Origin of the sequence: uncultured Azohydromonas sp. (assembly GCF_937926365.1) — a bacterium.
Lineage (GTDB): Bacteria > Pseudomonadota > Gammaproteobacteria > Burkholderiales > Burkholderiaceae_C > Azohydromonas.
Window position 1 is genome coordinate 1 of record NZ_CALAOH010000021.1, and the last position, 13,356, is coordinate 13,356.

A 13,356-nucleotide genomic window follows, 5' to 3' on the forward strand; every position below is an offset into this window, starting at 1 on the left:
CCGTCCGCGCCGCGAGCGCGAGCCGGCCGCCGAGGCCGTGGCCGAGGGCGCCGCGTCCGCGAGCGCCGATGCCGGCGAGGTAGCACCGCTGCCGCTGGCAGGCGCCGTGGCCGAGGAAGCACCGCAAGCCGAAGCCACCGTGCCGGCCCTGGAAGCCCAGCCCGAGCCGGTGGCCGAGCAGGCCCCTGCCACCGCCACCGAGCCGGCCGCTCCGGTGGTGCAGCGCTTCGAGCTGCCGCTGGACGAGCTGCGGGCACTGGCCGAGTCGGCCGGCCTGCATTGGGTGCTCTCCGACGAGGAGAAGGTGCGCGCGGCCCAGGAGGCCATCGCCGCCGAGCCCAAGCCGGTGCACGTGCCGCGCGTGATCAAGCCCGTGGTGCTGGTGGACGAGGGTCCGCTGGTGCTGGTGGAGACACGCAAGGACCTGACCCAGGTCCGCCTGCCCTTCGAGCTCGAAACGCAGTGACCCGCGGCGCGGCGCGGGCCGGCATCAGCGCCCAGCCGCTGAACGCGTGACGCGGCGCCCGCCCGGGCGCCGCCGCCCAGGCATGGAGTACGTCAGGCTCCTTCCGGATCGATGCCGGAGACACCCACTTAGGACACGCGACGAAACCGGAACGGCTTGAGCCATCCGGCCGCTGCCACGCGAGGGCTTGGCGGCCGGGCTGCCCCGAGGCTCAGGGCAGCCGCTCCAGCGCCCGCTGGTACACCGGCTGGTGCATCAGGTCGTCCCACGGCACCGGCGCCCCCTGCGGCAGCAGCGCCACGCGGCGCGCCTCGCTGTCGGGGTCGAGCTGCCACTCGCCACGCCCCAGGGCGGCCTGCAGGCCGTCGAGCAGCTCATCGACCGCCGCGCCGCCGTCCAGGGACTGGTTGCACAGCAGCACCAGGTCGCAACCCGCGGTCAGCGCCGCCACAGCGGCGGCGGGGTAGCTGACCACCGCCCCATCCAGGCGCCGAGCGCCTTCCATGCTCAGGTCGTCGCTGAACACGGCGCCGGTGAAGCCCAGGCGGCCGCGCAGGATGTCCTGCAGCCACTTGGCGGAGAAACCCGCCGGGCGCGCGTCCACCTTCGGGTAGATCACGTGCGCGGGCATCACCGAGGCCAGACTGGTGGACAACCACTCGTAGGGCTTGGCGTCGTCGGCCAGGATGGCCTTGAGCGAGCGCCGGTCCACCGGCACGTCCACGTGCGAGTCGGCCTTGGTGAAGCCGTGCCCGGGGAAATGCTTGCCGCAGGACTGCATGCCCGCCAGCAGAAGCCCGTGCATCAGGCTCTTGGCCAGCAGCGTGGCCACGCGCGCATCGCGGTGGAACGCGCGGTCGCCGATAACGGCACTTTGGCCATGGTCCAGGTCCAGCACCGGTGTGAAGCTGAAGTCCACGCCGCAGGCGCGCAGCTCCGAGGCCAGCACGTAGCCGGCGGCGGTGGCGGCCTCGGTGGCGGCCATCGCGTCGCGCATCCACAGTTCGCCCAACCGCGCCATCGGCGGCAGGTGCGTGAATCCGTCGGTGCGGAAGCGCTGGACGCGGCCGCCCTCGTGGTCCACGCAGATCAGCAGGTCCGGGCGCAGGCTCTTGATCTCGGCCGTGAGCTCGGTGAGCTGGCGCCGGCTCTCCCAGTTGCGGGCGAACAGGATCAGACCGCCGGTGAGCGGGTGCGCGATGCGGCGGCGGTCGTCGTCGTCCAGCGCCAGGCCGGCGATGTCGAGCACCACCGGGGCGTGCTGCGAAGAAGTCATTCGATGTCCTGCTGAGGTTGCTTCTCGACCACGACGAAGCTCACGGCGTAGTCGGTCTCGTCGCTGAGGGTCACATGCGCCTGCCAGCCTTGTGCCTCGAACCAGGCCTTCAGCGCGCCGTGCAGCCGGATGTAGGGCTGGCCACTGGGGTGGTTGAGGATTTCGCAGTCGCGCCAGCGCATGGGCATGTGCATGCCCAGGCCAATGGCCTTGGAGAAGGCCTCCTTGGCCGAGAAGCGCGTGGCCAGGTAGGCGATGCCGCGCGACTCGGCCCGGGCGCGCCGCGCGGCGAACACCTGCTGCTCGCCAGGACCGAGCACGCGCTGCGGGAAGCGGTCGCTGCGGCGTCCGAGCGTGGCGGCGATGCGCCGCACGTCGCAGACGTCGGTGCCGATGCCGACGATCACCGTGCGCCGCCGCCCGCGGGCGCGAAGGCGCGCTGGATGCAGCGTTGGTAGTCGCGCACGGTCTCGGTGTAGCCCAGCTCCAGCGCATCGGCGATCAGTGCGTGGCCGATGGACACCTCCGCCACCCCTGGCACCTCGCGCAGGAAGCGCGTGAGGTTGTTGCGGTTGAGGTCGTGCCCGGCGTTGACGCCCAGGCCCGCGGCCAGCGCGGCCTCGGCGGCGCGCGCGTACTGCGCCAGCACTGCGTCCTCATCCGGCGTGCCATACGCCCGCGCGTAGCCCTCGGTGTAGAGCTCGACACGGTCGGCGCCGGCCTGCGCGGCGAAGGCCATGGCCTTGGGCACCGGGTCCATGAACAGGCTCACGCGCACGCCCAGCGCCTTGACCTGCTGGATCACGGGCACCAGCCGCTCCAGGTCCGCCGGCAGGTTCCAGCCGTGGTCGGAGGTGAACTGCTCGACGTTGTCGGGGACGAAGGTAGCCTGGTGCGGGCGCACGGCCTCGATGAAGCCGACGAGGTTGTGGAAGGGGTTGCCCTCGATGTTGTATTCGACCTGCGGCCAGGCCTTGAGGAACTCGGCCAGCGCGTGCACGTCCTCGGCACGGATGTGGCGCTCGTCCGGGCGCGGGTGCACGGTAATGCCCTGCGCGCCGGCTTGCAGCACCTGCTCCGCCGCGCGTATGACGCTGGGAATGCCCAGGTAGCGCGTGTTGCGCAGCAGCGCGACCTTGTTGAGGTTGACCGACAACGCGGTGCGCGCGTCACGCGGCCGGGATTCGGGAGCCACGAGAGGGTTCATCAGGCGGGGGAGGCGGGGGAACGTCGATGAGGCGCTGCAGGTCGCGCATCACCTCGCGGGTGCGCAGCAGCGGGGAGCCCAGATGATAGTGAAGCAGCGTGCGCAACTGCCCACGCAGCGGCTGCAGCGACAGCAGGCAGGCCGCTTGCAGCGCACCCAGGTCGCCAGCGTCCAGCGCGGTCTGCAGCGTGGTCCAGATTTGACCGGAGAGCGCCGCCTCGGCGCCGGCGGCGTCCACCAGCCCGGACTCGGCGCGCAGCGCGTAGCGTGCGCGCGGCTCGGTGGCCTCCAGCCGCAGCGTGACGTGGGCCAGATCGGGCAACAGCCCGGTGCTGCGCAGCAGCATCAGCTCGAAGGCGCGCAGTCCCGCTTGCGCGCGCAGCTCGTTGCCACCGGACAGCGCCGGCAGCGTGGCGGCGTAGGCGTCGAAGAGCGCGGGATGCGGGTCCTGGCGCGCGAGCAGCTTCATCAGCAGCTCGTTGAGATAGAAGCCCGAGAACAGCGCGTCGCCGGTGAGCATAGGCGCGCCGCCGGCCCAATCGGCGCCGCGCAGCAGTTGCACCTCGGCCTCGGCGCTGCGGCCCAGGTGCACGTTCAGGCGCTGGAAGGGCAGCAGCACCGGGCGCAGCTGCGAATACGGGCGCTTGGCGCCCTTGGCCACCACCGCCACGCGGCCGTGTTCGCGCGTGAACAGGTCCAGTACCAGGCTGGATTCGCTCCAGTCCCAGCGGTGCAGCACGTAGGCTGCCTGGGGTGGCGCCTTGCCCTTCATACGGATTCCACGCAGTCCCGAACGTCTTTCCGTTCGTCCTGAGGTATCGAAGGATGAGCGGCCCCGGCCGGGGTGCCGCCATCGCAGCCTTGCGGATTCGCCCTTCGATACCTCAGGGCGAACGGGTCAGAAGTCCCAGGACTTCATTGTTTCGGGTCACTCGTAGCCGTAGGAACGCAGGTGCTCCTCGCTGTCGGCCCAGCCCGAGCGCACCTTGACCCACAGCTCCAGGAAGACCTTGGCGTCCATGAGCCGCTCCAGCTCCTGGCGCGCCTCGCTGCCGATGCGCTTGAGCACCTCGCCCTTGTCGCCGATGACCATGCCCTTGTGCGCCTCGCGCTCCACGACGATGGTGGCGGCGATGCGGCGCAGGTTGCCCTCTTCCTGGAACTTGTCGATCACCACCGTGCAGCTGTAGGGCAGCTCGTCGCCGGTGAGGCGGAAGAGCTTTTCGCGGATCAGCTCGCTGGCCAGGAAGCGGTCGCTGCGGTCGGTGAGCGCGTCCTCCTCGTAGAACCAGGGCTGCTCGGGCAGGTAGGGCCGCACGATGTCCATCAGCCGTTTCACGTCCGCGTCCTTGCGCGCCGACAGCGGCACGAACTCGGCGAAGTCCCGGCGCTCCTGCATGGACTTGAGCCAGGGCAGCATGTCGTTGCGGCGCTGCACGGCATCGAGCTTGTTGGCGATGAGCAGCACCGGCTTGTCCTGCGGCAGCAGCGCCAGCACCTTGGCGTCGTCCAGTCCGAAGCGGCCGGCCTCCACCAGGAACAGCACCACGTCCACGTCGGAGAGCACGCCCTGCACGGTGCGGTTGAGGTTGCGGTTGAGCGCGGTGCTGTGCTTGGTCTGGAAGCCCGGCGTGTCCACGAACACGAACTGGGCGTTGCCCTCGGTGCGGATGCCGGTGATGCGGTGGCGCGTGGTCTGCGCCTTGCGCGAGGTGATGCTGACCTTCTGTCCCACCAGCGCGTTGAGCAGCGTGCTCTTGCCCACGTTGGGCCGGCCGACGATGGCCACCAGGCCGCAGCGCTGGCCCGCGACGGCAGCGGGCTTGCCGAAGGCGGCGTCCAGGTCCACGCCTTCGCGCTCTTCCTCCTCGTCGTCCTCGGCGCCGGTGTCGGCGCCCTCCTCCACCGCGCCGCTGGCGTCGGGGTCGGCGGCGAAGTCTTCGGCTTCGGGCGTGGCGGCCTCTTGGGCGGGCACGGCGGGGGCGTCGGCGGCGTCAGCGGCCGGCGCGGGGGGGTGGGATTTGGAATTCACGGTGATTCAGGAGCGCAGCGGCCCGCCGGGGCGGTCGCTGGACTTGAGGTTTTCGAGCAGCCGCCGCGCGGCATCCTGCTCGGCCATGCGGCGCGAACGGCCCTCGCCCGGCTCGGCCAGGCCCAGGGCCGGTACCGCGCACTCGACCTCGAAGGTCTGGGCATGGGCTTGGCCGCGCGTGGCGACGATGCGGTAGACCGGCACGGCCAGGCGCCGCGCCTGCAGCCATTCCTGGAGTTCGGTCTTGGGGTCCTTGCTCCAGCCGTCCATCTCGGTGGAGGCGATGACCTCGCCGAAGAGGCGGCGCACCAGCGCCTGCGCGGGCTCGAAGCCGCCGTCGAGGAAAGCCGCACCCAGGATGGCCTCCAGCGCGTCGGCCAGGATCGAGGGGCGCTGCGCGCCGCCGCCGCGGGCTTCACCTTCGGACAGCCGCAGCACCTCCGGCAGGCCCAACTGCAGCGCCACACGGTGCAGGCTGTCCTCGCGCACGAGGTGCGCGCGCACACGGGTGAGGTCGCCCTCGTCCGAGCCGCTGAAGCGCTCGTAGAGCATGGCGGAGATGGTGATGCTCAGCACGGCATCGCCGAGGAATTCGAGCCGTTCGTTGTGATCGGCGCCGAAGCTGCGGTGCGTGAGCGCACGCTGCAGCAGCCGCGGCTGCGCGAAGCGGTATCCCAGGCGTTGCTGGAGTGCTTCGATTCGATGGTCCATGTCGTGATGTGCGGGCAAGTGGCGCGCCTTCAACGGCAGCGGTCGTGGTACTTGATGGGCAGGTACACCGGGGCCATGAACGTGAGGAGCGGGAGCCCGCGCCGGCGCAGCCGGGCGGCCGCTTCGGCGGGACAGGCGCCGTCAAGGCCGCGCCTGGAAGGCCGCGGCCCGAGGGTGCCCGGCGGCTTCAATGGAAGCGGCCGACGCGGCTGAGGTTGCCGAAATTCATCCACACGAAGAAGGCCTTGCCGACGATGTTCTGGTCCGGCACGAAGCCCCAGTAGCGCGAGTCCTGCGAGTTGTCGCGGTTGTCGCCCATCACGAAGTAATGGCCCTCAGGCACCTTGCAGCTCACCCCTTCGGCGCTGTAGCGGCAGGCCGAGCTGTTGGGAAAGGCATGGTTGCCGGGGATGAAGGCAGGACGGTCCTTGTCGATGAGGATGCGGTGATCCTGCTGACCCAGCTTCTCGCTGAACTGCTGCTGGTAGCGCAGGCTGTCCTCGTCGTAGAAATCGGGCAGCTGCGACACCGGCACGGGCTGGCCGTTGATGGTGAGCCGCTTGTTGAGGTAGCTCACCTCGTCGCCGGGCAGTCCCACCACGCGCTTGATGTAGTCCACGCGCGGGTCCACGGGGTAGCGGAAGACGATCACGTCGCCGCGCGCGGGATCGTTGTTGCTCACGACCTTGGTGTTCACCACCGGCAGCCGGATGCCGTAGTGAAACTTGTTCACCAGGATCAGGTCGCCCACCAGCAGCGTCGGGATCATGGAGCCCGAAGGGATCTTGAAGGGCTCGAACAGGAAGCTGCGTAGCAGGAACACGGCCACGATCACCGGGAAGAGCCCGGCCGTCCAGTCCAGCCACCAAGGTTGCGCCAGCACCTTGCGCCGCGCCTCGGCGACGTCGCCGTCCACCTTCTCGATGCCCATCTTGGCCAGTTCGGCGCGGCGCGAGGCGGCCTGCGCCTCCAGTTGCGCCGCGGCGGCCTCGCGCGCGGGGCGGAAGCGCAGCCGCTCGGCCAGCCAGTACACCATCGTCACCAGCGTGAGGATGAACAGCAGCAGGGCGAAGTTGCCCATCCAGTAGCCCATGAACCAGCCGCCGAGATAGACGATCAGGGCCCCATACAGAACCGCGGTGAGAGAGCTCATTCGTTGTGTCAGTCGTCCACCTGGAGGATGGCCAGGAACGCTTCCTGCGGCACCTCGACGGTACCGATCTGCTTCATGCGTTTCTTGCCGGCCTTCTGCTTTTCCAGCAGCTTGCGCTTGCGGGTGATGTCACCGCCGTAGCATTTTGCCAGCACGTTCTTGCGCAACGCCTTGATGTTCTCGCGGGCGATGATGTTGGCGCCGATGGCGGCCTGGATCGCCACGTCGTACATCTGGCGCGGGATCTGCTCGCGCATCTTGGCCGCCACGGCGCGGCCGCGGTACTGGCTCTGCGAACGGTGCACGATCATCGCCAGCGGGTCCACCCGGTCGCCGTTGATGAGGATGTCCACCTTCACCACGTCGGCGGCGCGGTACTCCTTGAACTCGTAGTCCATGGAAGCGTAGCCGCGCGACACCGACTTCAGCTTGTCGAAGAAGTCCAGCACGATCTCCGCCAGCGGCAGCTCGTAGGTGAGCATCACCTGGCGGCCGTGGTAGGCCATGTTGAGCTGCACGCCACGCTTCTGGTTGGCCAGCGTCATCACCGGGCCCACGTAGTCCTGCGGCATGTACAGGTGCACTGTGACGATGGGTTCGCGAATTTCGCGGATACGCCCCAGGTCCGGCATCTTGCTGGGGTTCTCGACCTCGATCACCTCGCCGTCGTTGAGCTCCACCTCGTACACCACGCTGGGCGCGGTGGTCACCAGGTCTTGGTCGAACTCGCGCTCCAGGCGCTCCTGCACGATCTCCATGTGCAGCAAGCCCAGGAAACCGCAGCGGAAGCCAAAGCCCAGCGCCTGCGACACCTCAGGCTCGTAGCGCAGCGAGCTGTCGTTGAGCTTGAGCTTCTCCAACGCGTCGCGCAGTTGGTCATACTCGCTGGCCTCGCTGGGATACAGGCCCGCGAACACCTGCGGCTGGATCTCCTTGAAACCCGGCAGCGGCTCGGTGGCCGGGCCGGCGTTGTTAGGCAGCTTCTTTTCCAGCGTGATGGTGTCGCCCACCTTGGCCGCAGCCAGCTCCTTGATGCCGCAGATCACGAAGCCCACCTCGCCGGCCTTGAGCGCGTCGCGGTTCTCGCTCTTGGGCGTGAACACGCCCAGGTGCTCGATGCCATAGACGGCGTTGGTGGCCATCAGGCGGATGCGCTCGCCCTTGCCGATCTGGCCGTCCACCACGCGAACCAGCATCACCACGCCCACGTAGTTATCGAACCAGGCGTCGATGATCATCGCCCGCGGCGGACCTTCGGCATTGCCCTTGGGCGGCGGCATGCGCGTGACCACCGCCTCCAGGATGTCGTCGATGCCCAGACCGGTCTTGGCCGAGCAGGGAATCGCGTCGCTGGCGTCGATGCCGATGACGTCCTCGATCTCCTCCTTGGCGCGATCGGGATCAGCTTGGGGCAGGTCCATCTTGTTGAGCACCGGGATGACCTCGACACCCAGGTCCAGCGCGGTGTAGCAGTTGGCCACCGTCTGCGCCTCCACGCCCTGGCTGGCGTCCACCACCAGCAACGCGCCTTCGCAGGCCGAGAGCGAACGGCTGACTTCATAGGAGAAGTCCACGTGCCCCGGCGTGTCGATGAGGTTGAGGTTGTAGGTCTTGCCGTCGCGCGCCTTGTACTGCAGCGCCGCGGTCTGCGCCTTGATCGTGATGCCGCGCTCGCGCTCGATGTCCATCGAGTCGAGCACCTGGGCCTCCATCTCGCGATCGCTCAAGCCGCCGCAGCGCTGGATGAGGCGGTCGGCCAGCGTGCTCTTGCCGTGGTCGATGTGGGCAATGATGGAGAAATTGCGGATGTGGTCCATGCGAACGGAAAGCGAGGGGCCGAGGCCGCGGGCGGCGTCGGGCGCAGGCCGCGCTGCCTGCACGGAACCCTGCGGATCGGCCCAGCGACACGCCACCGCGCGGCAGCCTGTCGGGGTCAAAAAAAAGGCACGTCGAAACGGTGACGCGCCTTCCAACAAAACGTATGGCAACTGCTTGTTGGGCTTTCATTGTAGCCAAAAGCCCCCCGCCGACCAGCCACAAACGGGCATCGCAACAGGTCTTCCGAAGCGCGACACCGGAAGTTTTCAACAGTTTATGCACAAGCTGGCAACCCTTGCGCTGCCTCAGGACCACAGCCTGATATGCACAGGAGGGACTGCGGCTAACGCAGTGCAACATTCCAACCCGGCGTGAGGGGAATCCCACACCGTGCCGTTTCGGAGTGGCCAGCGAAAGGCCCACTGCCGCGCCGGCCGATTGCGCTTCGTGAAAAAACCTGGCGCCCCAGTGGGACGCCGGGTCTTGCTCGTCGGCAAACGGACAGCTCAGCGGCTGTTGCCGCTGGGTCGGATGATCAGGTAGTTGGTCTGCTCGCCGCGGCGCACCAGCACAGTGAGCGGCTTGGAGCGGTCCGCCTTCTCCACCAAGCCCGTGAACTGGCGCGCGTTGGTGACCTCGGTGTTGTCCACCGTCAGGATCACGTCGCCCTCACGCAGCCCGGCGCGTGCCGCCGCGCCCTCCGCCGACTCCACGCGCACGCCGCCTCGCACTTTGAGCTCGCGGCGCTGTGCGTCGCTGAGATCCGACACCGACAGCCCGATGGGCGTGGTGGCGCCAGCGCGCGGGGCGCTCTCGGCCTGGGCGACACGGCGCGGCTTCTCGGGCTCGATCTCCGCCACCGTCACCGCCAGGTCGCGGTAGCTGCCGCGGCGGAACACCTGCAGCGTAGTGCGCGTGCCGGGCCTGGTACCGCCGATGACGCGCGGCAGTTCGCCCGAGCGCTCCACTGTCTTGCCGTCCACCCTGGTGATGATGTCACCGGGCTCGATGCCCGCCTTCTCCGCCGGACCGCCCGCCTCCACGCCCTGCACCAGTGCGCCGATGGGCTTGCCCAAGCCGATGGACTCCGCCACTTCCTTGGTCACCGGCGCAATCTGCACCCCGATGCGTCCGCGCACCACGCGGCCGTTGGTGCGCAGCTGGTCGGCCACGCGCATGGCCTCGTCGATAGGAATGGCGAAGGAAATGCCCATGAAGCCGCCGGAGCGGCTGTAGATCTGCGAGTTGATCCCGACCACCTCGCCGCGCATGTTCAGCAGCGGCCCGCCGGAGTTGCCAGGGTTAATGGCAACGTCGGTCTGGATGAAAGGCAGGTAGTCGCCCGTGTCGCGCTGCTTGGCGCTGACGATGCCGGCGGTCACGGTGTTGTCCAGGCCGAAGGGCGAGCCGATGGCTACCACCCACTCGCCCACGCGCAGCCGGCCCACGTCCCCAATGCGCACGAAGGGCAGCCCCGTGGCCTCGATCTTGACCACCGCCACGTCGGTACGGGTGTCGGCACCGACGATGCGCGCCTTGAGCTCGCGCTTGTCGGCAAGGGTGACAATGACCTCGTCGGCCCCTTCCACCACGTGCGCGTTGGTCATGACGAAGCCGTCGGCGCTGAGGATGAAGCCCGAGCCCACACCGCGCTGCTGCGGTTCGTCACTGCCACCACCGGGCGGGCCACGCCGCGGGTCGGGCCGTCCGGGCAGCGGGATGCCGAAGCGCCGGAAGAACTCTTCCAGGCTTTCGTCCATTTCCGGCGTGCCGCGGCTGGCACGCCCACGCTCCAGGGTGCGGATGTTAACCACCGCCGGCCCGACCCGGTCCACCAGTTCGGTGAAGTCCGGCAGCACCTGCGCCTGGGCCGGGGCCTGCGCCGGCCCCTGCTGTGCGTGCACCGGCAAGCCCAGCGCCACGCCCAGACTGACTGCCGTCAGGGCGGACAGCACGGCACGATGGGCCCGTCGGCCCTGTAATACGCCATCGACTCGCATGAAGTTCCCTTGTCTGTTGAAGTGCTTTTACCTGCGGGAGGGTGTTCAGGGCCGGCGCGCCAAGCCGGCCGCAAACTTTTGCAGCGTAGCCATGGGCACCTCGCCGACCGCCGTCACCCACCATGAGCCCTGGCGCTGCATCAGGGTGTGGGTGGCGCCGATGGCGGTCTGCATCGGGCGGTGGTGCTCGCCGCGGTAGGGTTCAATGAACAGTGACACGTGCGTGAGTCCATCGGCGTACACCACTTGCAGGGTCTCACCGTTGCGGCCTCCCTCGCCCTCGTCGAGCACGCGCTTGAAGCAACTCAGCAACTCAAAACCCGGCACTTCCGGTGCGCTCCAGCCTTCCGTATCGAGCCGCGTGCGCAGTTGCACCGGGCGCAGCACGCGGTAGCCGTCTAGCTTGCGCATGGGGCGCAGCACCGTTTCGGGCTGCGGTCGCACGCCCAGCGTGAGCTCGCTAAAGGCGGCGCTTTCCAGCACGCGCCCGTCCGCGGCCAGCAGGTCCACGCGCAGCAGCAACGCGGTGTGCGGCTCCATCCACAGCCGCTGGGCGAAGCGCAGCCCGTCGCGCGGGTGCAGCAGGAACACCTGCGCCTCGTGGCCGGCAATGCGGTCCGTGCCCTGCGGGCGCAGTTCGTAGCGCTCGAACACCTGCTCATCGGGCCGCGCGCGCAGTAGCACCGGCATCGCCGCGCCGGGCTCGCGCTGCTCGAACACCGCCAGCCGGCGCTCGGGCCACAGCGTCAGTACTTCGTCGTCGTGGCGGAACACGCGCCGCATCTGGCCGTCGAGCATCTCCATGCGCTCGTACTGGTGGCCATTCTCGCCGTAATGCGCCACGCGCGAACTGCTGGCCGTGCCACCGACACTGTGCACCAGCGTGCCCTGGAAGTTGCGATGCTGCGCCGCCTCGCGCAGCCGCAGCAGCCAAGCCGTGCCGTCGGCCGGCGCCGCGATCAGGGACGGCGCGGCGACGGCGGCTAGCGCCGGCAGCACCGCGTGCACAAACCTGCGCCTGTGCATCGTCGCGGCCGCCTCAGCGCCCGGCAGCAGCGGCCACCGGGACGTGCGCCGCTACCGGCACCGGCATAGCAAAGCTGCTGCCCCACTGCTTGTGGGCAACGAGGTAGCGGTCCAGCCGTGCATCGCGCAGCAGCCGGTCGTCGGCTTGTGCCACGGCGGCCGGCGCCGGTTCCTGCTCCGCCACCCTGGCGGGGCCGACCAGGGGCTGCGGCACGGTCTGCGGCGCCTGGGCCAGCACCGCGGCGGTTTGGTCGGGCTCCAGCGGCTGCAACCGCGTGAGCACCAGCACGCCACCCACCGCCATGACACCCACGGCCACGGCCGAGGCGGCCCAGGCGCGGCGCGGAAGCCGGCGGCGGCGCTCGGGCAGGACCGTCGGCGTCAGCAGCACCGGCTCTGCCGCCAGACGCTCGCGCAGCCGCAGCACGAAGGCCGCGTCATGTCCGGGCGGTGGCGCCAAGTCCTGCGAGCGCATCACGTCGCCGATGAGGTGGTAGCTGTGCCAGGTGGCGCGCAGCCGCACGTCGTGGCGGCAGTCCTCGGCCAGCCGTGCCGCGGCAGCGGCATCGAGCTCGCCATCCATGAGCGCCGACAGCGCCTGCTCGGGTTGCGATGGGTCGTGTCGGTCATCGGGCATCTGGAACTCCATGGCTGCACTCGCGCACTCGGTATGGGGCCCTACCAGCGTTCGTCGCCGCGCGTGCCCAGCAAGGGGCGCAGGCGCTGCGCAATGGCTTCGCGCGCGCGGAAGATGCGCGAACGCACGGTGCCGATGGGGCAGTTCATCACTTCAGCGATTTCTTCGTAGCTCAGCCCCTCGATCTCGCGCAGCGTAATGGCCTGGCGCAGGTCTTCCGACAGGGCATCGATCGCGGCGTTGAGCGTGGCGGCCACTTCCTTACTGGCCAGCACCGCTTCCGGGGTCTCGCCGTCGCTTAGTTCGTTCTCGACGCGGGAAGTTTCCTCCCCGTCGTCCACCGGCGCGTAAGCCGCCTCGGGCACCAGCGGATCGCGCTTGAGCTCCACCAGCGCCTTCTTGGCTGTGTTGACCGCGATGCGGTAGAGCCAGGTGTAGAAGGCGCTCTCGCCACGGAACTGCGGCAGCGCGCGGTAGGCACGGATGAAGGTTTCCTGCGCGATGTCGGCCACCAAGTCGGTGTCTCGCACCATGCGGCTGATGAGCCGCTCCACGCGGCGCTGGTACTTGATCACCAGCAATTCGAAGGCGCGCTGGTCTCCGCGCTTGACGCGCTCGATCAGCAGGGCGTCGGCTTCGGCGCTCATGGCTTCAGGCGTCCTGCCCTGGCACGCCGGCCGCGGCATTCGCGGCAGCGCCGTGCGCGTACAGCGCGCAGCGCAGCGCGTGCCAGTGCGGGCAGTGGCGCGCCTGCGATAGCGCCAGCCAGTGCCCGCGCGCGTCTCCCTGTACAGCCCGGAAGCGCAGCAGCAGCCAGGCGCCCAGATCGATCATCAGCTGCACCCGACCCGCGCGCGGCGCGCTCTCGCCGCGGGCAAGCAGCCACCACTGTGCACCGTCCCAGGTCAGTGCACAGGCCGCGACGCCGCTGCGGCGCCACAGCAGCCCCGCCATGAGCAGTGCCACGACCACCGCGGCGCCCAGGGCGGCCAGCGGGGGCGCCTGTAGCCACAGGGCAAGCCACATCAGT

13 protein-coding genes and 1 pseudogene are annotated in these 13,356 nt (G+C 69.4%); 1 reads left to right on the top strand and 13 read right to left on the bottom strand.

All coding sequences use genetic code 11. From position 1 onward, the window contains the following. A pseudogene (locus Q0741_RS01950) lies at window positions 1–466 on the top strand (ribonuclease E/G); the annotation flags it as partial. 211 nt (window positions 467–677) lie between these two features. Here Q0741_RS01950 and nagZ read toward each other — a convergent pair. From nagZ to Q0741_RS02015, 13 genes are all read right to left on the bottom strand, one after another. Further along, window positions 678–1,742 carry a beta-N-acetylhexosaminidase gene (gene nagZ / locus Q0741_RS01955; protein ID WP_298231516.1) on the bottom strand — a complete coding sequence of 355 codons (1,065 nt, stop codon included), beginning with the start codon at window positions 1,740–1,742 and terminating at the stop codon, window positions 678–680. Continuing rightward, on the bottom strand, window positions 1,739–2,149 hold the full coding sequence (gene acpS, locus Q0741_RS01960) for a holo-ACP synthase (protein ID WP_298231517.1): 411 nt from the start codon (window positions 2,147–2,149) through the stop codon (window positions 1,739–1,741). Before acpS ends, nagZ begins: the two co-directional genes overlap by 4 nt. Beyond that, window positions 2,146–2,949, bottom strand: a complete 804-nt coding sequence (locus Q0741_RS01965) for a pyridoxine 5'-phosphate synthase (RefSeq protein WP_298231518.1) — start codon at window positions 2,947–2,949, stop codon at window positions 2,146–2,148. The genes acpS and Q0741_RS01965 overlap by 4 nt, the downstream gene beginning before the upstream one ends. Continuing rightward, a complete protein-coding gene (gene recO, locus Q0741_RS01970; protein WP_298231519.1) occupies window positions 2,912–3,721 on the bottom strand; it encodes a DNA repair protein RecO in 810 nt (269 codons plus the stop codon). The genes Q0741_RS01965 and recO overlap by 38 nt, the downstream gene beginning before the upstream one ends. Before the next feature lie 156 nt (window positions 3,722–3,877). Beyond that, on the bottom strand, window positions 3,878–4,798 hold the full coding sequence (era, locus tag Q0741_RS01975) for a GTPase Era (RefSeq protein WP_298231619.1): 921 nt from the start codon (window positions 4,796–4,798) through the stop codon (window positions 3,878–3,880). A 189-nt stretch (window positions 4,799–4,987) separates the two neighbouring features. After that, the gene (rnc, locus tag Q0741_RS01980; RefSeq protein WP_028996336.1) at window positions 4,988–5,692 is read right to left on the bottom strand and encodes a ribonuclease III; all 705 of its coding nucleotides are present in this window, start codon (window positions 5,690–5,692) and stop codon (window positions 4,988–4,990) included. A gap of 187 nt (window positions 5,693–5,879) precedes the next feature. Next, window positions 5,880–6,845, bottom strand: a complete 966-nt coding sequence (lepB, locus tag Q0741_RS01985; protein WP_298231520.1) for a signal peptidase I — start codon at window positions 6,843–6,845, stop codon at window positions 5,880–5,882. Window positions 6,846–6,853: 8 nt separating this feature from the next. After that, window positions 6,854–8,662 (bottom strand): translation elongation factor 4, encoded by a 1,809-nt coding sequence (lepA, locus tag Q0741_RS01990; RefSeq protein WP_298231521.1) that lies wholly within the window; start codon window positions 8,660–8,662, stop codon window positions 6,854–6,856. Window positions 8,663–9,169: 507 nt separating this feature from the next. Continuing rightward, window positions 9,170–10,567, bottom strand: a complete 1,398-nt coding sequence (locus Q0741_RS01995; protein ID WP_298231620.1) for a DegQ family serine endoprotease — start codon at window positions 10,565–10,567, stop codon at window positions 9,170–9,172. A 141-nt stretch (window positions 10,568–10,708) separates the two neighbouring features. Continuing rightward, window positions 10,709–11,671 (bottom strand): MucB/RseB C-terminal domain-containing protein, encoded by a 963-nt coding sequence (locus Q0741_RS02000; protein WP_298231522.1) that lies wholly within the window; start codon window positions 11,669–11,671, stop codon window positions 10,709–10,711. Window positions 11,672–11,702: 31 nt separating this feature from the next. After that, on the bottom strand, window positions 11,703–12,326 hold the full coding sequence (locus Q0741_RS02005) for an RseA family anti-sigma factor (protein WP_298231523.1): 624 nt from the start codon (window positions 12,324–12,326) through the stop codon (window positions 11,703–11,705). Between the two features lie 41 nt (window positions 12,327–12,367). Continuing rightward, the gene (gene rpoE / locus Q0741_RS02010; RefSeq protein ID WP_298231524.1) at window positions 12,368–12,973 is read right to left on the bottom strand and encodes an RNA polymerase sigma factor RpoE; all 606 of its coding nucleotides are present in this window, start codon (window positions 12,971–12,973) and stop codon (window positions 12,368–12,370) included. A 4-nt stretch (window positions 12,974–12,977) separates the two neighbouring features. Beyond that, window positions 12,978–13,352, bottom strand: coding sequence for a hypothetical protein (locus tag Q0741_RS02015; protein ID WP_298231525.1), 375 nt, complete (start codon window positions 13,350–13,352; stop codon window positions 12,978–12,980). Between the last annotated feature and the right edge of the window lie 4 nt (window positions 13,353–13,356).